Source organism: Pseudoalteromonas luteoviolacea (genome assembly GCF_000814765.1).
Taxonomy (GTDB): domain Bacteria; phylum Pseudomonadota; class Gammaproteobacteria; order Enterobacterales; family Alteromonadaceae; genus Pseudoalteromonas; species Pseudoalteromonas luteoviolacea_H.
This window is the reverse complement of sequence record NZ_JWIC01000007.1, coordinates 1116815-1137616: the sequence shown is the minus strand read 5'-3', so window position 1 is coordinate 1137616 and position 20802 is coordinate 1116815. Positions and strand designations below refer to the sequence as shown.

Here is a 20802-nt window from a genome sequence, read left to right as displayed (position 1 = left end):
TTACGCCGGACATGGTCAGAGTTTGATTACTCCGTCTTGTTAGCAAGGCCCATTTATTCGAATCATTTCATTAGCATACACTGGCTCGCCATTATAATCAGTAAGAAACTCATCAGACACTGCAAAGCCATATGCCCTGTAAAGAGCCTTTGCAGGTTCATTTGTCTTTGCGACAAAAAGAGAGGCCTTACCGTTTATCTTTAACAAAAGAAATTCAAGTATTTGCTTTCCAATGCCTTTCCCTCTTGCATCAGGACATACAAATAGCGCTCTAATCTCTGACCCAAATATTGCGCCATAGCCACGTACCTCTCCATCATCAAAAACATATATTTTTGATTCTTTTATCGCAGACAACCTCTTTTCATCATTTTCTAGAGGTAAGAGCTTAAAACCCTTTTTTCAAAACGAAGTTCGTCTAGCTTAGATCTTGAATAAATCTGAAAAATTCTTTGGTAATCTTTCTCGCTGAATTCGCGAATACTCATGTGGTACTCCTCACCGTTAACGAGACAAGTTATATTTTTCATCATGTGAAGCTTAATAGTCAAAGGCCAACAACTTTCTTTAATCAAAATCGGGGACTTCCCCATTTGTAAGATCTCGATTCTTCTATAGAACGTTGTCGCCCACACATTTTTTAGAATTATCTAAAGGTGCTCAAAACCTAGGTCGCTGTAATTAACCTAAGGTTTTTAAACTAAATGCATAATCTAGGTTGTCATGCTCCCGCTTTAAGAGGTGCATAGCTAAAATTAAAAACAAAGACGTTTAAACCAAAGACTTGTTATCTATGCCGAAAATGAACTGTTATACGCCCCTTTTACAATACATTACTGCTTTGTGCGCCGCTTTACTCACGGTTAGCATTCTGATAGAAATGAACATCGATGGCATATATAAAAACAGCGCAGCGCCTGCAAAACCATTTTTAGCTTCTGGCGCAAAGGTCATAATCACCATTGACGTGTTGACTAGAAAAAATGACAAAACTATCCGTTTAATAAAACCATCCGCTTTAACAAAGAACTTATAGTATTGAATGAAGAGGTAACTACCCGACAAAAATATCAAGCTGAATACAAAAGCCTTGTCGTAATAGCCATGAACTGAGGTATAGAAGATAAGCCCCGGTATCATTACCGGAGATAAACTCGCAAAGGCTAACTTTTGCCTGAGTATTTTATTTGTCATTGAACCTCCTAGCTGTCATCATTCATCGCACCGGTAAAATTTGACCAGTGACTACGTGTGTAAGATCATAATTGCCAATAATAGATGTGTGGCTTAGAGATTCCCAAAAGAAAAGCTATTCCAACAGGCTTTTTCCTTTTATAGCCGAGTAACCGATCCTTTAATTCTCTCGTCTACGAGGTTTAGTCATATAATTTCGCCCACCACTTTGGCGTTTGATGAAACCAGTATGACGATTGTGGGCCAGTGTATTATCTCTTAATTTGACCGTTTTAATTACGACCTAATTTCTTACTTCTAATCGACATAATCCCCCCTATAACGCTTAATTAGCTATAAGACGTCTTCCTCAAACTATCCAAAAATTTATTTTCACAACACTCAATTATGAACCTAACTCTCTATTTATAGGTAAAACAGGTCAAAAAGACAAGCTTATCTGATTACACCTATATTGCCACTTTAGTATGTGTAAATAATATACACAGATAACAATACCAACAAAAATAATGCCGCCAGAAAAGATTTTATTGGCCTTAAATTGTTTTCAATTTCTATCGGCTCATTTTCATACTGTATTAATATTTGATGGTACATACTGATTTGCATAAAAACAAAAAGAATAACAATGGTTAAAAACTGAAGGTAAACAGAGGATATTTGACCGCCAAAGTCACTAGGGTCAAACATTCGAGTGACACAAGCCAAAAAAGCTGCTGAGATACAGTTTATCGAATTCGAATAACGCTCAAAGTATTTCGCTATTTTATACTCTTTATATGGTACCGATGCCACATCAAGTTTACGCATACATGCAATACAACGATAATTAAACGCAGCAGCTTTGTCTTCTTTATATACCGAAAACTCACTACAAATTGAGTTTGTACATTTATAGTGCTTCAAATTCCCCCCCGAACACATGATACGGTCTTCCAGACTTCTTCACCAAACATATATTGAATGCCCTTCGAGCTGAGTAGTATAGCTCTCAGCCCCCCTGATTCAGCAACTCATTTTTTATATATGCAAAAACATCGCACAGACGAAAACAAAGCCGCTAAACACAGCATAAGCCATGAATTTACCTATACTGGTTTGATGCTTTTTTTCCAATACCGTTAAGTCTAAATTTTTATAACGTTTATATATCGTTAATGCAGCTAAAAAATATAAAAGCAATGCTACTACCTCGTAGTACTTTGGACTAAAAAGTAGGTTATTTATTTCGATAAATAGAGTGCCCAAAAAAACTTCACCAAGTATTAAAACTGATAAAAAATTAATGAGCACAAAAAAAGACAACGATATTACAGCAGAAAAAACGGCATTAGATCGTGTTTCGCCTTTGTCAATTTCCCGGAGTGCCAGAGATAAAAATAGTGATTTCAACATTGATACGCCTAATGCCCACATTGAAAGCTACATTAAAAATAGCTCAATAACATGCGCTTATTACTTGGTGGTTGCGACCCAACCTTGCAAGTGAGTAGTTACCATTGATTTAATTTTATCAAGCCGAATATAATCGTCTTCTGATACAGAGATCTTTGTGTACATGCCCATTATATCTATAAAAAACGAACAGCTTGTTTCTACGCCATCTGGATTTTGATAACAACTACCAACCCACAGCCCTTCATAACTTCCCATAGCTTTAAAACCTGTTGTTGGCTTAACTGTTACCAGATCCCAAAAACCTGTGAGTTTTTTCCCTTCATATTCTCGAAATACACGATACAGACCAAGCTCCTCTCTGTACTCTACGAAGCCATTCTCAAAGTCTCCAGATAGTGATAATGGTTCAAACCTTTTATCCCAGCCCCAGAGCTTAGCTATCTTTTGCTCTGAACCGTCAGATAAAGAAATATGTATATTCCGAAAGTAGCGATTATCTTTACCACCTTTGAGCTTAAACTCTGGTATATACGCTTTTGCGTGCTCCCCAGTAAACCAAATGAAAATGTCAGGGCCCTCCGTATCAAAACCTTTTAATTGTGGCTGACTTGGCAAAGTGCCTGGCACGACAAAACGATGGGGAATTTTAAAGCTATGATTCTTTGTTTTGTATGTAATCAAATCATCTGGTTTAGGGGCATTGTAAGCTGACAGCGCAAATAATACTGAGACTACCGCAACGACCAAAGCAAAAAAACCTAACAACCACCTAATCAACTTTCTCACTTTAACTAAATACCCTCAGTCCAAATCATCGTCAAAAGTGATTATCTCAAATATTGCGGATCAAGCGCAAAGAAATTTGTTTTTTTGGCTGGCGATATAAGCCTGAACCTTTTTACCCATGGCAAACCTACTTAATATTTCAGGCACATTATTTTTATCATTACTCCCCCTAAAACTCAATTCATAACGAAAAATGGATGTACATGACTTCGCTAAGGTCATAGTTGTATGAGGTGTAAAAGCAGTCAGTTGGACTATGTTTTAAGGGACTTTTAGCATCTCGATTATTGTCCGGAATTAGTTGACCACAACATTTGCAGCGGCAAATAAACAGTTGCAATGAAGTCTCAAACTTTTCTGTTTATGGGCAAAATTAAGGTAATAAGAATATATAATAAGAGCACTCACGCCAAGGATTTTGCAGCCTATTGAGCAGCTTGTTACACGACTTTTCCACATTGATGTACAACGTGTTATTACGCTCTTTTTCACCCCCTACTTTTGAAATTGCTTTTGATACAAGTTCATCTGTAACTACTGTAAACTATCAATCAAAAGCCCCCCAGTATTCAAGTAAATCGCCCCTTGTTACCCAACATCATCATATAACGTCCCCACAACGGGCTAATCATGATTGGCTTTAACTGGTGAGGCATAAACTAACTCAAATTTGATTGTCCCATTTGTTAGGCAAGTTTATGTCATTTAGCTTAAAAAGCGCACCTAACAGTCATGGATTAACCGGCTAACATGAACGACGAAACATCCTTTGAATCAATTGCCATACCACTATTATTTAAGGTGCTTTTCGAAGCACAGATAAAAGTCTTTCTGTTTTTGGTATGAAGGGGATTTTATGTCTATCGGTTCTCGTATTTTTTGGAAAACCTTTAAGACTTCAACTTCAAACTTTTTTAGTTCACTTGACTTAACGTCATACATTCCAATATTTGAACATTTTTCAAAAGCAATCTCTCTCTTGGGGTTGCCAACATTGGGTAGATTTAGCTCGTGCATCCACCTGGCGAGATATTCGTTATTTGACTCGAAGCATTCCACATACTTTTCAATCCCACACAATTCCTTAGCAACTTCAAGCTTAAAATATGTTAACGCTATACACGTGTTAGGCATAGATGAATTTGGGGGCTCACACGCCCTAGTAAATTTTTTGCAGTCAGCTCCCATTTGATCACACGCATAATCAGCATATTTCTTGTTTGATATATCGACAGGCTCAATTTCAGAACCACCAAAACAGCAAGTTGAAATGATAAGAGGTATTACTGATAAATATTTCATAAAGTCACTTAACGCCACGCAAGGCTACACACAATACCTAGCGAGACTGTGTGAGGGAAAGTACAAACCAAGCTTTTTACGCCCACTTTTGAGCGCCTTGTTAACACGGTATACTTCCTAACACTGTAGACCCTTTAAGTGTTTTTATACTTGAAAACTTAGCAATAACACAAAGGTCGTCTATCAAAATTGATATGTTGTCACTTTAGCCCTACGTAAACTCTAACCTCACAATGCGATTATAACTTGATGGTTCAATAAACCAGCAATCATCAATTGATGATAGGCTCAACTTACTTAGCGAGGGGAACTAAGCCAAGCTTTATCAACCCCGTCTCTTTGTTATCATATTATGCTTTATTTTTTTCTTGATACGCTTTGAACTTGATGAGTTCATTTTCAGAGTTAAACAAATAAGTTAAGACTACGCCCTTGGATCGGTAATAAAAATAAATGTACCGCCCATCTGGATTTTGGTTAATATTATCTGGTTCCCCTAAACATCCTTTTATAAACAAGTTAGTTTGCCCTTTTTTAAAGTCACTAACCGATTGGGGGCAGTCATCCATAGCTGAACGTTTATCCATTTGTTTTATTTCAAAACTTGCTGACCCTAAACCAACCTCTTTAAATGTGAGTAGATATTGGGATGTGTTCTTCGATTTTTTTATAACCCACATTTCCCGCCAAGACCGTGCGCCAGCTTTTCCTGTTGGTTGTTGAATAACAAATTTTAAAAGCTCTGAGTCATTGATGGTAGTGCCAACTATTTTTTCTAAGCCAACTTTTGCGTCTAAAATTAATTGTGTATTTGCAAGAGTACCTTCTTTTGCTACTCCCGGCTTAATGTTAGAAACAGGTGCGAGCCCCTCAGGAGATTTGCACCCTGTCAATATAATGAAGCTCAATGAAAACGCGATAACATATTTCAATTTAAATCCTTAGTAATGAAAAAATATTGATACAACGTAACGCATTCTCAGCTGTCATACAATGGTAAGCTAAAGTAGCGGCGAAGGAGCGCAGGCATGCTGTTTTATGTTTTCAAGTTAATGCGTTTGTTAACGCTATACGTATAGTAGATAAGATGCACACTGGTGAATAAGCCCAACCCAGCCAATAATAAATGCAGCATCTTCAAGTAAGCCAACCCGCTTAAACTCTTCAGCATTGCCCAGAAAAAGCTCTCCGAATGACTTTGAATAGGTAATTAAGGCAAGCCATGCACCACCATAGAGAGCAGAAAATACACTCTCCGGGTTAGCGCCTTCCAGAACCATAAGTGCAAATAAATAGAGAAAGGAGAAAAACAACGCCAAGTATTTTCCTAACCTCCATTTCTGAAAATGGTCTCTAAACGATAACTCATACTCACGACTAGAGTAAAATTCAGCAATTATCATTGGCGCCAAAAATGCAATTAATAGGATAAAAATGTCCATCGGCTCTCACGTAAAACTAATACTTCGCTTAACCCGCGAAAAAAACAGACTAAAGTGGACGATGAATGAGCCCATGCCAGCTGTTTTGTAACATTTAGCGAAATCGACAAATACATTACTGTTACAAAAAGTGCTTCTTAACACAAATAAAAACCATGACTGCATTAATCAAATTAAAAGTCCAGGTCAATAAAAGCAGTCAAATGCCAAGGTTAGAACAATAAACGATAAAAGCCTACAAAGCACAATTTTACTCAAAACTAAATTTATACATCACACCGTAGAAGTTGACTAATAATACAGAGCAAAGCGAAACTGATCCAACTGGTGTATATCCGCTTTTTAGTGCTTTGTTACAACCCTATATTGTGCCTTTTAATTGAGGGGGTCTATGTAGTTCAATTTCCCAGTCTTCATAAGGTGGAGAGACTTCAAATGTAGATATACAATAAGATTTTATATAGTCTGTGGCTCTTTTTTGCGCATATGTGAAATTTACCACATTGCCTTGCGGATCCATTTCAAGCACATTTGCAAAAATTGCAAATGCCATCTCTATAGCACTCGGATCTTCGCCATAAAGATTCAAATAATCAACATCTTTCAGCATGTAGTGTGTACCGCTTGCCATAAAGTATGCAAACGTCCTTAATGCGCCTCTAAAATCATTACTTACTTTCATTACTCGCTACTTTCTCAAACATTATAACGCTTCGCTCATCTGGCACAAAATAGCAGGCTAAAACTCATGGTATGGGAGCGCATGCCCACTGTTTTGTGTCCATAATTTAATGACCTTGATAGAATTAAATCACAGCAATGCAAACCCCATGGGGGCAAGGGGCTTATTAAATTTATATAAATTAACGTAAATAATAACTGGCTTTTTTTGACCTTCGTATGTCAGTTGATAACGGTCTAATAAGCCACCGCCGAATGGCATTGATTTATCTTCAAATTCGCAACAGCTACCAAGTCTTGTTACTTTAACTTTTTCACCGTTTGGGCCCATTAGCCCTTCAAAATATTCTATGTGTGCACCCGCACTTTTAGTACCACGTAAAAAGCCGCCTAATTCTATAGGCTTGCTCTCTGTATAACCATATTCGGGATCATTTGATGTTAAAAGAAAACTATCCTCTGAAAGCGCTACTTTAGATGTGCTGCTACATCCAACAATGAATAAGGCGAGAACGATTACTAAAACTTGCTTCATTGCAAATACTCACTTTTTATGTCTATCGCCTTTGTTAAAAGGCAAAATTTGGTTGGTAAAAACGTTAAGCGCAGCGACGTCAGTCGACCGAAGTTCGCTCGCCTCTAGATAGCTTGTTATATTTTTATACAAATAGCCTATTCAGACCAAATAAAGCTATAAAACACTCAATAATACAGAAACAACTAATATGATAAAAGCTTTACAACTAATTATATCTTTTACTAGACGAGCTATGCTCATCAAAAAAACGCACGTAAATCAGAATTTTTTTACTAATTTTATGCACACGCTTTACGTTTAACTCTTTCAACACCCTATAAATACTTTATCGAAATTTCGAACAAATTCTCAGCTTTTATATAGTTATTAACTTATTTAAATGGCAATCGAAATACTAGACTTAACTCCTGAGACTTAGAGTCACATGCGATACGACGTGATTCATTAAAAGTCAATTTATACTGTATTTTTAGAATCATTTCTTTGACGACTTGTAGAGGTATATCTTCAGGGTATACTTCTACAATTTTTATTTTGCTAACTTTAGAATGCCCTATGTCCGCTTGGAAAGTGACATACCCATTTCTATCTGACGAAGCGTAATATTTATCAAAAATTGGTTTTGCTTGTTTGACAACATAGACATTCACATCGTCACTACATGGCCTACAAGCCAAAGAATCAGGGCTAAAAAATATCAAAAGTACGAATGTTATTCTCAACTTTCACCTTCAACATCATGCTCTAATATGAAGCGAAAAAACATGGCTAAACTTTGCAAAAATCAACTTCAAGCTTGCTTATATTGATGTACCTATAAATTCAGCCGGAAGAAAAGCACCTAGGTAAAAACTAAATTAGAGGCAGTAAATTAAAGTGTTCGGTAACACAACGCTGAAGCCTCCACATGGTAGTTTAAATACTCTATCCATCGAAAAGTATAAATGCCACACATTAAAAATGACTCTTAGCCGCTATGGTATGTGAATTCTCCAATTCTGCTGATTGAATAGTTGTATCAATGAGCGCTTCAAAAATTTCCAACTGCCCAGCCGGAATCAATTGATTTTGTATGGCCCTTCGTTTGCGTGAGTCAAACAATCGCTCTGCCAACCAGCCAATTAAATACATCAGTGAAAGACAACCGCCCGCAGTAGCTATGTTACCTTGTACAACCAAGGGTAGGTCCTGAACATCTCCTCCCAAACTTTGCAGAGCACGCTTGGCATCTGGGTTCGTCGTTAACGGCTTACCTTTAAGCAGGCCAAGTTCATGAAGGATGAATGAACCCGCACAAATCGACCCAATTAGCTGATTATTCGGGTCAAGGTTTAACGCTGACATAAATTCACAATCTTTCATGGCGGCGGGTATACCGCGTTTACCGCTGGTAATAAGGACTACATCTTGACTCGTAACCTCAGACACATGTCCGTCAGTCTTAACTTTTATACCGAGATGAGAATAATGCTCAGGCTGGGTTCCCAGAATACTAACCGTCCAACTATCAGATGTTCGCCCAAGCAAGTCATACATAAGAAAAAAATCTACATCGGTAAAATCATCAAACAAAACAACGCCAACTTTATACATCAAACTCAATTCCTTTCGCTGACCTACAACACTCTCTAAACCTGCTCGTACAGCAAGGCGCTTTCCCTTGCATTACGTTGTTCGTTTAGCAGACATTGCTCTTCTATTTAATTCGCTAACCAAGGCACTTACAGAAGACTTCATTTGTGGTTCAAACAACAACTCAGACTCAGTCGCATCGTTATTTCTTATTTGAACCCGTATTAATCCCCGGTTTGTCATAACATGTTTCACCTTGACGATATCTTTTAACTCTACCCTTTGTTGTTTATTATTTTTTATGAATAGCAAAGCGTCACCGTCATCATAAACCGCATCGGATATGTTCCAATAAGCCAACTTAAAAAAAGCAAACCCAAAAACCACCACAAAAACAGGTGTAATTATTAACTGCACAGTCTCATCGAACAGGAGTGATGAAAAAAAAATAGCTGGAGGCAATGCAAAGAACATACTAAAAATGCGAAAAATAGCTTTATGATATATTGCAGAAAGTTGCTTATTTTGGGTAGCTGACTCTGACTTTTCTTTCTCTAAAATTAACCTATCGATTTTCTTTGCAATTTTGGGGTACTGCTCTCGGTCTACAGCCTTGGCAGACAAATACAGGTCATCAAGAGAATATGTTGTAAAATCAATTTTTCGAGTCATATGCCCACACTTTGATTTATATGTACCACCGCTCTCAAGCGAAAACTTTTATATTAAAAGCAGATACTTACACTAAAAAAACTTTACATAATTAGTCTAAAATTAGCAATTAACGTAAGCTTATACTGAGTAAAATTAACAGCAGGAGCAAGCGCTCCCTCACGTCAAACACCATCATTGTGTCTAAACCCACCTCAAAATGCAAAAGCCCATTCTTTATCACAAGTCACTTTCCATCTCACTCATACCCACTATGAAAGCGCATAAATTAATCACACCTGGGGGAGTAATTAATTATTTACTCTAATAAATAAATGAGAGCAGATTAACAAAACAAAGTAGACGAAAAGTAAAATGGATAGACACTTTTTTGGGGCATTAACCCAGCTCAGTCGATGACAGACTATTGGTGCAAATCAAAGTGCACACGAGTACACATACTTCGAAAAACCCTGTTACATAATAACTGAATTTCCACCTGCACTTCCTGCTATTCCCAAAGCCAAACATAGTCAATATAAAACAATAACTTAAAAATAATTCCAGTTTAAAATATAACTCTACTTTAAATCTTAACGAAAGAATTGACTTTTAACTTTGTCCCGCTTGTGTAGATAATTGGGCATAACAACAAAAAAGGACAATTAATGTTTAAACCCACTCTCTTATCTACGGCTATTTTTCTTTCTTTTACTGCTTCAGCCAATATGAGCGACGACTACCGCTTAGCCAAGGTTGCCAAGCCAATACAACAACATGTTAGTTTGGATGTAGACCCTGCTAAAGAGCGTTTTTCTGGACAGACCGTCATTGATATTCAAGTCTTAGAAGACACGAAATTTATTGAATTAAATGGGCTCGATTACGCAATTGAATTTGCCAAACTACTCGGTGATAAGCAGTGCGACCTCAAAGAAACGATGTTAAAGACGGGTAAAGTGAAGCTCGCTTGTGAGACACTTATCCCAAAAGGGGAATACACCCTAAAAATTGCGTTCGATGCGCCTTATAATCGTCAAAGCGTTGGCCTTTATAAATCAATAGATAGAGGCGTACCATACCTCTTTACACAATTTCAAATGAGTGACGCAAGGCGCGCCTTCCCTGTGTTTGATGAGCCAGAATTCAAAATTCCTTTTCAGCTCACCATTACCGCGCCATCATCGCAAAAAGTTTATGCGAATACCCCCGTTATTAAGACCCGTTCAAGGGATGGGAAAACAACGCACTACTTTGACAAAACGCCCCCTCTGTCATCTTATCTAGTCGCACTGGCTGTGGGGCCTTTTGAAGAAGTGCCCGTTGAAAAAATGTCAGTGCCGGGCAATATTGTGACGCCGCATGGAAAAATAGGTATAGCTCACTCTGCTGTTAAAGAAACACCCAAAATCCTTCAAGCACTAGAGCAATACTTTGATATTCCTTATGCTTACAAAAAGCTAGATCAAGTCGCTCTACCAGAGTTTCCTTATGGTGCGATGGAAAATGCAGGATTAATTACCTACCGCGAAGAAATTCTACTTATTGATCCCCTTACTCAACCTCGTAGTGAGTTCGATACACACCTATACGTCATTGCGCATGAACTCGCGCATCAATGGTACGGTAACTTAGTAACCTTGAAGTGGTGGAATGACATGTGGCTAAACGAAGCATTCGCCACTTGGATTGGTGGAAAAATGGTCACCAAATTATACCCTGAGCTAGAACGAGATTTATTGTTGCCACAACACAGCGCCATGTTGAGAGATGCCTTGGTCACTACAAAACCGATTCGTAAGCCCATAAACAGTTCAGATGATATTATGGATGGACTCGGCCTTGCTTACTCTAAAGGCAGTGCTGTGCTAACCATGGTGGAAGAATGGATAGGCCATAAAGTATTCCAGCAGGGTATGCGAAATTACATCAAAAAATATGCCTATAAAAATGCAGAAGCAAAAGATTTATGGTCTGAACTTGAGGCAGTTTCTAAAAAAGATGTACCGGGGGTTTTAGATTCTTTTGTCTCACAATCTTCCTTTCCCTTAATCGATTTTACTCAGTCAGGTAAAACACTCACTTTGAGTCAGACTCGGTTTTTACCTAAAGGTCAACAAGCCAAAGCGCAACTTTGGAAAGTGCCCGTCTCTATCAAGTACGGAGATAACAAAGGGAATGTTGCCACTAAAAGGATACTGTTAACTCAGCAAACTCAATCAGTTACTCTCGATTTTGAGCCTACCTGGGTTTACCCTAATGACAACGCCATTGGCTACTACTTATGGTCCATGCCAGAAGCACAATATCAAGCGGTGCTGGCACAGGCAGATAAAGCTTTAAACACACGTGAAAAGCTCTCTTTGATAGAAACAGCCAAGCAACTGATGGATGCAGAGAAAGTGAATGCCTACACCCTGCTCGCGTCTCTAAACACATTCACTAATGATCCCCATCCAAAAGTTGCTGCCAATGCATTAAAAGGGATCGTCAGTAATATGCGTACCTTTGAGACAGAGAAAAATCAATCTCAGTGGCAAGCTTTAGTTTCTCAAAAAGTATCTGATGTCATCGAACGATATGGCTTCGAAAGACAAACTGGAGAAGCTGACACCGTTTCCGAGTTAAGAGCGATAGTATTCAAACTGGCTGCTTTTGAAGTACAAGACCCAAACATCATCGCTGAAGCACAAAAGCAAACAACGCAGTTCTTTAAAGACCCCAGTAAAGTAGACCCTTATCTAACCAACACGTACCTTGAAATAGCGGCTTACTTTGGCGATCAGGCACTACTCAACCAATTTAAATCAACCATTGAACAGACAGCCGTGCCCAGTGTCCGTGTTAAATTATTATCTGCTCTTGGTTACTTTAATCAAAAGGATCTTCAGTCCCAAGTACAAAGCTACTTGTTAACTGATAAATTAACAGTATCAGATACGCCTTCAGTACTGCTAGGGTTAAGTTATCGACCAGAACGAAAAGCAAAAATGAACCAGTGGATTTTTGAAAACTTTGAGCAAATTACACAACGAGTTCCGCCATATGTGGTTGCTTATCTCCCTTATATTTCAACGCCAAAATGCCAAATGAAAGGTTTTAACGATATTAAGTCATTCTATGAATCGAAAGTAGAGGCATTCCCAGGGATTGGCAAAAGCTTACCCACAGCAGAGCTGAGATTAAACTCTTGCGTATCTTTACAAAAAAGAGAACTCGCCTCTGCTGAGCGGTTCTTAAAACAACTATAAACATCATGTTGAGTAATAGGGAACTTACCCTATTACTCAATTCTGCTGATACAGCATGTTACTTTGTGGGGGAGTTACAACAGCGTCAGACTCGAGAAACAAATCTCTTTTGGGTTAAGCCTTATAACTTGGCCAAAGATAAAAACACTGAACAGATGGAAAAATCACGATATTGAGCATTTAAAATTACCTCCCTATACACCCCCCCAATAAAACCTCACGCCTGAACCTCATACTTTATAACGATTCACTTTCTCCTTTACCCTGCCCCTGATATGCTAGCGCATAAATTAATCATACTAAGGATAAGTAATTAATGATTAAAAAAATCTTCGACAAAACCGCTTCTAATTTACAACCTTATCGGACTAAACAACTCATACTCGTACCTTTCGCAAGCATATTGCTGAGTGGCTGTGAAGACCTTGGCCAGCGCATCGACAAAATCACGGGGGAGCAAGACAAACAAGTTCAAGCCTTGATTGCGCGTACCAAAGCACAAATGATTTTTGTTGAAGGCGGCAGCTTCATGATGGGAGATGGCGGCGCGCCCGATGGATTGCCATGGACCCGATTTACTGATAACAAGCCTGCTCACAAGGTCACATTAACCAGCTACTCTATGGGTGCTTATGAAGTCAGTTATGGGGACTTTGATTTATACACTGCGGTACATAATCTCCCAAAAACAGTCTGGGACGAATGGGACAAAAACGAAATTTGGCGAGGGCCCGAATATCCAGCGGGCGTGAGCTGGTATGGCGCAAAAAACTACTGTCTGTGGTTAGCTAAGCTTACAAATTTACCCTTTGATTTACCCACTGAAGCACAGTGGGAATTTGCCGCACGTAATCGAGGTGAAAACCTATTTTTTGCAACGGATAATGGAGAGATTAATGAAGGTCGAAATTACGAATTGAATACCGACGACCCTGAGCCTTCAGGTACTTACCCTGCTAGCCCGCTTGGCTTTTATGATTTAAGCGGAAACCTCAATGAATGGGTAAATGATTGGTGGGAAGAGGATTATTACCAAAACTCTCCTGAACATAACCCCAGAGGACCAAGCACAGGCGAGAAAAAAGTCATGCGTGGTGGGATGTTTTTAGAATCCCCCGGAGCAAGTAATGTATATATTCGACAAGAGTCTGATGAGCTCGATATTGCATATCGCGCAACTGGGTTTAGATGTGCCTTGAATCAATCGCAACCTCTTTAATTTAAAAACAAGTAAGCTTTTAAACCTAATACTTTATAACGATTCACTTTCTCCTTTACCCTGTCCCTGATATGCTAGCGCACAAATTAATCATACTAAGGATAGGTAATTAATGATTAAAAAAGTCTTCGACAAAACCGCTTCAGATTTACTGCCCTATCGGACTAAACAACTCATACTCGTTCCTCTGGCGAGCATATTGCTCAGTGGCTGTGATGAGATTGCTCAGCGCATAGACAAAATCACGGGAGAGCAAGACAAACAAGTTCAAGCTTTGATTGCGCGCACCAAAGCACAAATGATTTTTGTTGAGGGCGGCAGCTTCATGATGGGAGATGGCGGTGGGCCCGACGATTTGCCTTGGACCATCGCGACTGATAACAAACCTGCACACAAGGTCACATTAACCAGCTACTCGATGGGTGCTTATGAAGTCAGTTATGGGGACTTTGATTTATACACTGCGGTACATAACCTCCCTAAAACAGTCTGGGAAGAATGGGAGCGGGATGAATTTTGGCGAGGGCCCGAATATCCAGCGGGCGTGAGCTGGTATGGCGCAAAGAACTACTGTCTGTGGTTAGCTAAGCTTACAAATTTACCCTTTGATTTACCGACTGAAGCACAGTGGGAGTTTGCCGCTCGCAACCGAGGCGAAAACCTGTTTTTTGCAACGGATAATGGAGAGATTAATGAAGGTCGAAATTACGAATTGAATACCGACGACCCTGAGCCTTCAGGTACTTACCCTGCTAGCCCGCTTGGCTTTTATGATTTAAGCGGAAACCTAAATGAATGGGTAAATGATTGGTGGGAAGAGGATTATTACCAAAACTCTCCTGAACATAACCCCAAAGGACCAAGCACAGGCGAGAAAAAAGTCATGCGTGGTGGGATGTTTTTAGAATCCCCCGGAGCAAGTAATGTATATATTCGACAAGAGTCTGATGAGCTCGATATTGCATATCGCGCAACTGGGTTTAGATGTGCCTTACATCAATCACAACCTCTTTAATTTAAAAACGACTAAACCTTTAAACCTCATACTTTATAACGATTCACTTTCTCCTATACCCTGTCCCTGATATGCTAGCGCATAAATTAATCATACTAAGGATAAGTAATTAATGATTAAAAAAGTCTTCGACAAAACCGCTTTTAATTTACAGCCCTATCGTACTTCGTTCCTCTGGCCAGCATGTTACTGGGTGGCTGTGAAGACCTTGGACAGCGCATCGACAAAATCACGGGAGAACAAGACAAACAAGTTCAAGCCTTGATTGCGCGCACCAAAGCCCAAATGATTTTTGTTGAAGGCGGCAGCTTCATGATGGGAGATGGCGGCGCACCCGATGGATTGCCATGGACCCGATTTACTGATAACAAGCCTGCTCACAAGGTCACATTAAGTAGTTACTCTATGGGTGCTTATGAAGTCAATTATGGGGACTTTGATTTATACACGGCGGTGAATGATTTACCTAAAACCATGTGGGATAAAAAGTGGAAACGAGAGGCTATTTGGCGCGCGCCAGAATATCCAGCTGGGGTAAACTGGTATGGCGCAAAGAACTACTGCCTTTGGTTAGCTAAGCTTACAAATTTACCATTTGATTTACCCACTGAAGCACAGTGGGAATTTGCTGCACGTAATCGAGGCGAGAACTTGTTTTTTGCCACCAATAACGGGCTGTTAGAGCTCGGTGTAAATTTTGCACCTTCAATCAGCTCAAAAAGCTCTGCCATTAGCGGTACATACCCACCCAACCCACTTGGCTTTTATGACTTAAGTGGCAATATGATTGAGTGGGTTAACGATTGGTGGGCTGAAGATTATTACCAACACTCTCCCGAACATAACCCCAAAGGGCCAAGCATTGGTAATCAAAAAATCATGCGAGGCGGAACATTTATGGAGTCCCCCCGCGGAAATAATGTCTATTCAAGACAAAAAGCTGCGGAGCTTAATTTAAGTTACAGAGATCTTGGTTTTAGGTGCGCCCTAAATCAATCGCAACCTCTTTAACTTAAAAACGATTAAACCTTTAAACCTCATACTTTATAACGATTCACTTTCTCCTTTACCCTGTCCCTGATATGCTAGCGCATAAATTAATCATACTAAGGATAAGTAATTAATGATTAAAAACGGCTTTGAAAAAACCGCTTCAGGTTTACTGCCCTATCGGACTAAACAACTCATACTCGTTCCTCTGGCCAGCATGTTACTGGGTGGCTGTGAAGACCTTGGCCAGCGCATCGACAAAATCACGGGAGAACAAGACAAACAAGTTCAAGCCTTGATTGCGCGCACCAAAGCCCAAATGATTTTTGTTGAAGGCGGCAGCTTCATGATGGGAGATGGCGGTGGACCCGACGATTTGCCTTGGACCATCGCGACTGATAACAAGCCCGCTCACAAGGTCACATTAACCAGCTACTCGATGGGCGCATACGAAGTCAGTTATGGGGACTTTGATTTATACACTGCGGTGCATAATCTACCAAAAGCAGTATGGGACGAATGGGATAGAAAAGAAATCTGGCGAGGCCCCGAATACCCGGCAGGCGTGAGCTGGTATGGCGCAAAGAACTACTGCTTGTGGTTGGCTAAGCTTACAAATTTACCCTTTGATTTACCCACTGAAGCACAGTGGGAGTTTGCTGCACGTAACCGAGGGGAGAATATGCCTTTTGCCACTGATACAGGATTACTAGACCTTGGTGTTAACTTTTCACCTTCGGTTAGCGATGAAAGCTCTACAATCAGCGGGACGTACCCACCGAACCCGCTAGGCTTCTATGATTTAAGTGGCAATATGATCGAGTGGGTTAATGACTGGTGGGCAGAGGACTACTATCAAAACTCTCCCGAACACAATCCAAAAGGGCCTAGCACTGGCAGTCAAAAAGTTATGCGGGGCGGCATGTTTATTGAATCACCAAATGGGAGTAATGTATACACACGTCAAGAGACTGAAAAGCTAGATATTGCCTATCGCGTCACAGGGTTTAGGTGTGCTCTGAATAAATCACTACCGCTTTGAATAATCAGCACACCTTTCAAATGATTATGCTGTCGCGCTAAATGGCTCTATATGCAACATGGCGGTCTCAACGGAGCCAGCTTTTGCACTGAGTGGCAGCTGGCGCTGCCATGCATCAAACTGATTCTGTTGGGAGAAATCTAAAATACTATTCAGTTGGTCTAGCCCCTCTTGCTTCGAACAATTTGTCCCCCCTTCCCCCATATGCTGCAGTACCTCGTCTAGTTCATGCCTGCACAATATATGCTTTAATATAACCAAGATGGCATTTTCTCTCTGTTCGTTAAACCCAGTCCAACTATACGAGTCCGTGTCCAAGTAGTTAGTAAAGTTGGTACTTGCCAAAGCACTCAACAATCCGCCTTTTGCCTCAGGGGCTGTATATTTTAGCAATTCAGGTTGAGAAATTATTTGATCAGCGAGCCTTTTACTCTGAAGGTTTTGAGTGATTTTTTTACGTAAGACCATATCAATGTCTTTACCCGAACCATACATAAACTCTATTGTATTTTTTCCAGTATAAATCTGCAGCATAACCGCCTTGTACAACACCTTAAACGCCAAGGGCTGTATAAAGGTCAAATAATCATAATCTTCATTTTTCAGCTGGTGATATACAAATTGTACTAATGTTAGCAGCTCATCCACGCCTACTTCACAGACAAGCTCTCCACCTGCGCCAACGCCCCATACGAGACTTGCTTTTGCTTTAATCTTAAACTTGCCATCTTCATAGCCAATATAAAAGCCCCATTGGGCGCCTGCGCCTAAAGAGCCTTGCGCTTTGCCACCTATCTTTGCAAGATCACAAAATGCTGGACGCTTTTTCTTTTCTGGATTGTCCCACTGTAAGGCGCCTGCCAATTCACACCCGCCGGATACACCAACAAAAGCTTCTGCACCGCCTTTGACTGGCTCAAACATGCGGTCAGCTTTACGCATTTGCTTTTTCTCCTGCTCACTTAAACCGTTCACCATCATTTTTCCTTGCTTGAGCGAGCAGCCCAAATTCACTGATGCTTGTAATTTTGCCCCAGCATAGCCAAACACGGATACGGTTGCACCTAGCCTCATCGCCCCCAAATTAATTTCGCGCTCTTGGGTGGAGTTTTTGAGCGGCATCATAAATGTCATTTCATATCCGCGCTTACTGGGTAAATAGCCACTGAGCTCCGCTTTTGCCTCCCCCACGGCAAAGTCTGATTTAAAATCGCCTTGCAAAGCAAAAACGCCATCTTTGGGATTAAATGCTGCGGCAATACTGGCACCATGTGTATAGCGCATCAACCTTGCTTCTGCGCTCGCATCAAAGTAATCGCTTTTTTCAAACCCTTTTATACTGAGGTTTTTGTTTAACTCTTTAGCCCAATCGCCCCACACTGCGGTGTAGTCATCGAGTAGCTTGTGATCAAACTTAAAACTGGTCTTTAACTTACTTAAGTCATTCTTTAGGGCTTGAGCGAGTTTACTTTTATCAAGCTCTCCTTTGTCATTGCTAAAACGTCGGCCATCGCGAATATCGGTTTTAATTTTATATTTGCGAGTGTGGTTCGCGACTTTATCACTGCGTACATAGGTATATTTATTACCTTTATAACCTATCACTTCTGTGATGCTATTTGCGCTTGGCCCGCTCACTAAAGGCTTTAATGCACTATTGAGCTCATCTTTGGCTTTAACCAAACTTTCGCTTGGTCCTTGACCAACAACATCTTGACTCTGCCCAGCGATACACTGCTTTAAGTTTTCAATTAAGGGGTTCAGCTCGGCTCTTTGCGCATCTAAAATATCCGCCAGTGACTGGGTGACGGCAACAAAACTATGATCCGCGGGGATATAAATAATATCTACAATTTGTTGCTGCTCATTTGACTCAACAACCGAAAATTGAATGCGATGACTTGCGCCATCCGCATTGGCGGTAAGCTGGTACTTTCCTTCAATAAGCGGCAAAGCAAGCGTGTACTCATACCCCGTATCAGGCTGATACTCACCATCAATGCGTTCTAACTCTGCGTGCATAGTTCCGGATGTTGGCCCTTGCCAACTAACTTCAACAGAATGACTGTTATAAAACTGACCTTTAACAAGTACATCATAGCCAGTATGTACTTTTATGGTGTCACCGGGTTTAGGTGGTTTTTTAGCGGTAATTTGTGGGTAGTTAAAGCCATATACTCGGCCAGTGTCGAGTGTCCCTGTGTACAGGTCCACCACACTTTCAACGGTTTCACCGGGTCGCATCACATGGTGCGCAAAACGCTTTTTAGTTTGCGCACTTTGCTTTAAAACCAAGGTTTGCGCGTCTTTTGGCTGACTTATGATCACCGAGGGGGCAATGGTATCTGCATTTTTCGGCTGATTTTCAATGTGCTCTTTTGGCAGTGCGCCAGCAGCGACCGCCGCTGCATCTGATTTAAACATCGCGCTTGTCGGCTTGGCCGGCGCACATGTTACAGCTTGGGTTGATACGCTCACGGGCGGTTTTTTAATAAACGCATACGTATCCGCTGATTGACTTTGTAACGCGGTACTAATTCGCTGTGTGCTGTTTTTGTTAACACAATACAACTGTTTATCTGCGTGCAAATCATATCCGGTATGCCAGTATCTTGCTGAACTTACCGGTACACGTATGTAGTTTGAATAGTGTGGCTTAAGCCCAGTTAAAATATCACTGGGTACACCCCGCATGGGTAATTCACAATAAGGGTTTGGCGGCAAAGGTTCGGCGCACAATACTGGGTTGTCTTGCGCTGGTAAAAAGGGGGAGGAATGTTGTTTGTCTTGTTCGATTTGCCCCAAAAAGTGCTGTTGTTTTAACAACGTCATGAAAATGCTTCCTTGTAAATTTGCTGCCAAAAAACCTGTATGGCTTGGCAGTGTAAAGTACAAAAAAACCTTTTCATAGAGAGGCAACGAGGGCAAAAACACCTACAATTTGCCCCTTTGCAATAATTGTTTAAACCCACGCTACCCTACTACTTAATTCGTAAGGCCTACACACCTTGTTGCGCAGGTTTGTTAACCTTTAAGGTGCAACAATCTTTTTAAATATTATTTGCTTGCGCTTGTCTTAGCTCATTATTTAACTGCTCAAAACCAATTTCACTGATTTTTAATACCAAGCTTTGACGCTTAACACTTAACTGCGAAACATGGCGAGAGATCACATCATATACGCGCCACTGACCTTGTGTATCTTGTTTAAACTTAAAGATCAGTTGCGAGTGTTCGCGATTGGGCTTATTTATATCAATGGCCGCCTCTGCAAACTTTTGGCCTTGATTAGTTTGTAAAGACTGCAATGACACATCAGCGCCTTTATAATCCACCAGCACTTGGGCATACATATTTACCAATTGTGACTCAATCAGCCTTGTAAACTCAGCCGTTTGTTGTCTATCTAAACCGCGAACATGCTTACCTAGTAATTTTAAAGAAGAAAACTCCAAATCTAAATGCGGCGCAAGCTGTGCATTAACGACTCGCATGGCAAACGCATCTCGCTCGTTGGCAGGCAACAGAGCCAGTTGCTCAGTGGCTTGTTTAAACTGTAAGCTCAAATCTTTTGCTAATACATCTAGCTGACTCGCAGGTTGATTATCATCCTGACTGTGTGCAGGTAAGCTTAAACTGATTACCAATACTGCCATCAAGGCAAGTGACGAAAACCAAGTGCGCATTGTGTTGCTCTCTTTTGTTGTTAAGGTGCGATTAA

Annotated in this window: 20 protein-coding genes; 5 read left to right on the top strand and 15 right to left on the bottom strand. The window is 40.3% G+C overall.

All coding sequences use genetic code 11. The features are described from left to right. Positions 1-39: 39 nt before the first annotated feature. From JF50_RS19080 to JF50_RS19020, 13 genes are all read right to left on the bottom strand, one after another. On the bottom strand, positions 40-357 hold the full coding sequence (locus JF50_RS19080) for a GNAT family N-acetyltransferase (protein ID WP_235423471.1): 318 nt from the start codon (positions 355-357) through the stop codon (positions 40-42). A gap of 453 nt (positions 358-810) precedes the next feature. Beyond that, complete coding sequence (locus JF50_RS19075; RefSeq protein ID WP_039610916.1) at positions 811-1194, bottom strand: hypothetical protein; 384 nt, start codon at positions 1192-1194, stop codon at positions 811-813. 462 nt (positions 1195-1656) lie between these two features. Further along, entirely contained in the window at positions 1657-2100 is a 444-nt protein-coding gene (locus JF50_RS19070) for a hypothetical protein (RefSeq protein ID WP_039610915.1), read from the bottom strand. A 114-nt stretch (positions 2101-2214) separates the two neighbouring features. Then, positions 2215-2589, bottom strand: coding sequence for a hypothetical protein (locus JF50_RS19065; RefSeq protein WP_039610914.1), 375 nt, complete (start codon positions 2587-2589; stop codon positions 2215-2217). 60 nt (positions 2590-2649) lie between these two features. Then, complete coding sequence (locus tag JF50_RS19060; protein ID WP_152614597.1) at positions 2650-3378, bottom strand: hypothetical protein; 729 nt, start codon at positions 3376-3378, stop codon at positions 2650-2652. A 792-nt stretch (positions 3379-4170) separates the two neighbouring features. Then, positions 4171-4680 carry a hypothetical protein gene (locus tag JF50_RS19055; RefSeq protein WP_039610912.1) on the bottom strand — a complete coding sequence of 170 codons (510 nt, stop codon included), beginning with the start codon at positions 4678-4680 and terminating at the stop codon, positions 4171-4173. 350 nt (positions 4681-5030) lie between these two features. Then, positions 5031-5612 carry a hypothetical protein gene (locus JF50_RS26330; RefSeq protein WP_052262494.1) on the bottom strand — a complete coding sequence of 194 codons (582 nt, stop codon included), beginning with the start codon at positions 5610-5612 and terminating at the stop codon, positions 5031-5033. Between the two features lie 135 nt (positions 5613-5747). After that, positions 5748-6122 carry a hypothetical protein gene (locus tag JF50_RS19045; RefSeq protein ID WP_039610911.1) on the bottom strand — a complete coding sequence of 125 codons (375 nt, stop codon included), beginning with the start codon at positions 6120-6122 and terminating at the stop codon, positions 5748-5750. A 361-nt stretch (positions 6123-6483) separates the two neighbouring features. Then, the gene (locus JF50_RS19040; protein WP_039610910.1) at positions 6484-6804 is read right to left on the bottom strand and encodes a DUF7677 family protein; all 321 of its coding nucleotides are present in this window, start codon (positions 6802-6804) and stop codon (positions 6484-6486) included. 129 nt (positions 6805-6933) lie between these two features. Then, positions 6934-7338 carry a hypothetical protein gene (locus JF50_RS19035; RefSeq protein ID WP_039610909.1) on the bottom strand — a complete coding sequence of 135 codons (405 nt, stop codon included), beginning with the start codon at positions 7336-7338 and terminating at the stop codon, positions 6934-6936. Positions 7339-7712: 374 nt separating this feature from the next. Next, positions 7713-8063, bottom strand: coding sequence for a hypothetical protein (locus tag JF50_RS19030; protein ID WP_039610908.1), 351 nt, complete (start codon positions 8061-8063; stop codon positions 7713-7715). 232 nt (positions 8064-8295) lie between these two features. Then, complete coding sequence (locus JF50_RS19025) at positions 8296-8934, bottom strand: DJ-1/PfpI family protein (protein ID WP_039610907.1); 639 nt, start codon at positions 8932-8934, stop codon at positions 8296-8298. Positions 8935-9006: 72 nt separating this feature from the next. Beyond that, entirely contained in the window at positions 9007-9585 is a 579-nt protein-coding gene (locus JF50_RS19020; protein ID WP_039610906.1) for a hypothetical protein, read from the bottom strand. A 647-nt stretch (positions 9586-10232) separates the two neighbouring features. Between JF50_RS19020 and JF50_RS19015 the strand changes: the two genes are divergently transcribed. The 5 genes from JF50_RS19015 (at position 10233) to JF50_RS18995 (ending at position 17081) form a co-directional block, all read left to right on the top strand. Continuing rightward, a complete protein-coding gene (locus JF50_RS19015; RefSeq protein WP_039610905.1) occupies positions 10233-12815 on the top strand; it encodes a M1 family metallopeptidase in 2583 nt (860 codons plus the stop codon). Positions 12816-13131: 316 nt separating this feature from the next. Next, complete coding sequence (locus JF50_RS19010) at positions 13132-14034, top strand: formylglycine-generating enzyme family protein (protein WP_080760301.1); 903 nt, start codon at positions 13132-13134, stop codon at positions 14032-14034. A gap of 112 nt (positions 14035-14146) precedes the next feature. After that, complete coding sequence (locus JF50_RS19005; protein WP_039610904.1) at positions 14147-15049, top strand: formylglycine-generating enzyme family protein; 903 nt, start codon at positions 14147-14149, stop codon at positions 15047-15049. A 183-nt stretch (positions 15050-15232) separates the two neighbouring features. After that, the gene (locus JF50_RS19000) at positions 15233-16060 is read left to right on the top strand and encodes a formylglycine-generating enzyme family protein (RefSeq protein WP_080760300.1); all 828 of its coding nucleotides are present in this window, start codon (positions 15233-15235) and stop codon (positions 16058-16060) included. Positions 16061-16172: 112 nt separating this feature from the next. After that, a complete protein-coding gene (locus JF50_RS18995; protein ID WP_080760299.1) occupies positions 16173-17081 on the top strand; it encodes a formylglycine-generating enzyme family protein in 909 nt (302 codons plus the stop codon). Positions 17082-17105: 24 nt separating this feature from the next. On the opposite strand, the gene JF50_RS18990 is transcribed toward JF50_RS18995, so the two are convergent. Further along, complete coding sequence (locus tag JF50_RS18990; protein WP_052262491.1) at positions 17106-19913, bottom strand: hypothetical protein; 2808 nt, start codon at positions 19911-19913, stop codon at positions 17106-17108. A gap of 218 nt (positions 19914-20131) precedes the next feature. Beyond that, positions 20132-20767 (bottom strand): ABC transporter substrate-binding protein, encoded by a 636-nt coding sequence (locus JF50_RS18985; RefSeq protein ID WP_039610903.1) that lies wholly within the window; start codon positions 20765-20767, stop codon positions 20132-20134. Positions 20768-20802 lie beyond the last annotated feature (35 nt).

Excerpts from the sequence above, each read along its gene's own strand:
- JF50_RS19075 (WP_039610916.1), bottom strand. The coding sequence starts at position 1,194 with ATGACAAATAAAATACTCAGGCAAAAGTTAGCCTTTGCGAGTTTATCT.
- JF50_RS19065 (WP_039610914.1), bottom strand. The coding sequence starts at position 2,589 with ATGTTGAAATCACTATTTTTATCTCTGGCACTCCGGGAAATTGACAAA.
- JF50_RS19055 (WP_039610912.1), bottom strand. The coding sequence starts at position 4,680 with ATGAAATATTTATCAGTAATACCTCTTATCATTTCAACTTGCTGTTTT.
- JF50_RS19045 (WP_039610911.1), bottom strand. The coding sequence starts at position 6,122 with ATGGACATTTTTATCCTATTAATTGCATTTTTGGCGCCAATGATAATT.
- JF50_RS19040 (WP_039610910.1), bottom strand. The coding sequence starts at position 6,804 with ATGAAAGTAAGTAATGATTTTAGAGGCGCATTAAGGACGTTTGCATAC.
- JF50_RS19035 (WP_039610909.1), bottom strand. The coding sequence starts at position 7,338 with ATGAAGCAAGTTTTAGTAATCGTTCTCGCCTTATTCATTGTTGGATGT.
- JF50_RS19025 (WP_039610907.1), bottom strand. The coding sequence starts at position 8,934 with ATGTATAAAGTTGGCGTTGTTTTGTTTGATGATTTTACCGATGTAGAT.
- JF50_RS19020 (WP_039610906.1), bottom strand. The coding sequence starts at position 9,585 with ATGACTCGAAAAATTGATTTTACAACATATTCTCTTGATGACCTGTAT.
- JF50_RS19015 (WP_039610905.1), top strand. The coding sequence starts at position 10,233 with ATGTTTAAACCCACTCTCTTATCTACGGCTATTTTTCTTTCTTTTACT.
- JF50_RS19010 (WP_080760301.1), top strand. The coding sequence starts at position 13,132 with ATGATTAAAAAAATCTTCGACAAAACCGCTTCTAATTTACAACCTTAT.
- JF50_RS19005 (WP_039610904.1), top strand. The coding sequence starts at position 14,147 with ATGATTAAAAAAGTCTTCGACAAAACCGCTTCAGATTTACTGCCCTAT.
- JF50_RS19000 (WP_080760300.1), top strand. The coding sequence starts at position 15,233 with ATGTTACTGGGTGGCTGTGAAGACCTTGGACAGCGCATCGACAAAATC.
- JF50_RS18995 (WP_080760299.1), top strand. The coding sequence starts at position 16,173 with ATGATTAAAAACGGCTTTGAAAAAACCGCTTCAGGTTTACTGCCCTAT.
- JF50_RS18990 (WP_052262491.1), bottom strand. The coding sequence starts at position 19,913 with ATGACGTTGTTAAAACAACAGCACTTTTTGGGGCAAATCGAACAAGAC.
- JF50_RS18985 (WP_039610903.1), bottom strand. The coding sequence starts at position 20,767 with ATGCGCACTTGGTTTTCGTCACTTGCCTTGATGGCAGTATTGGTAATC.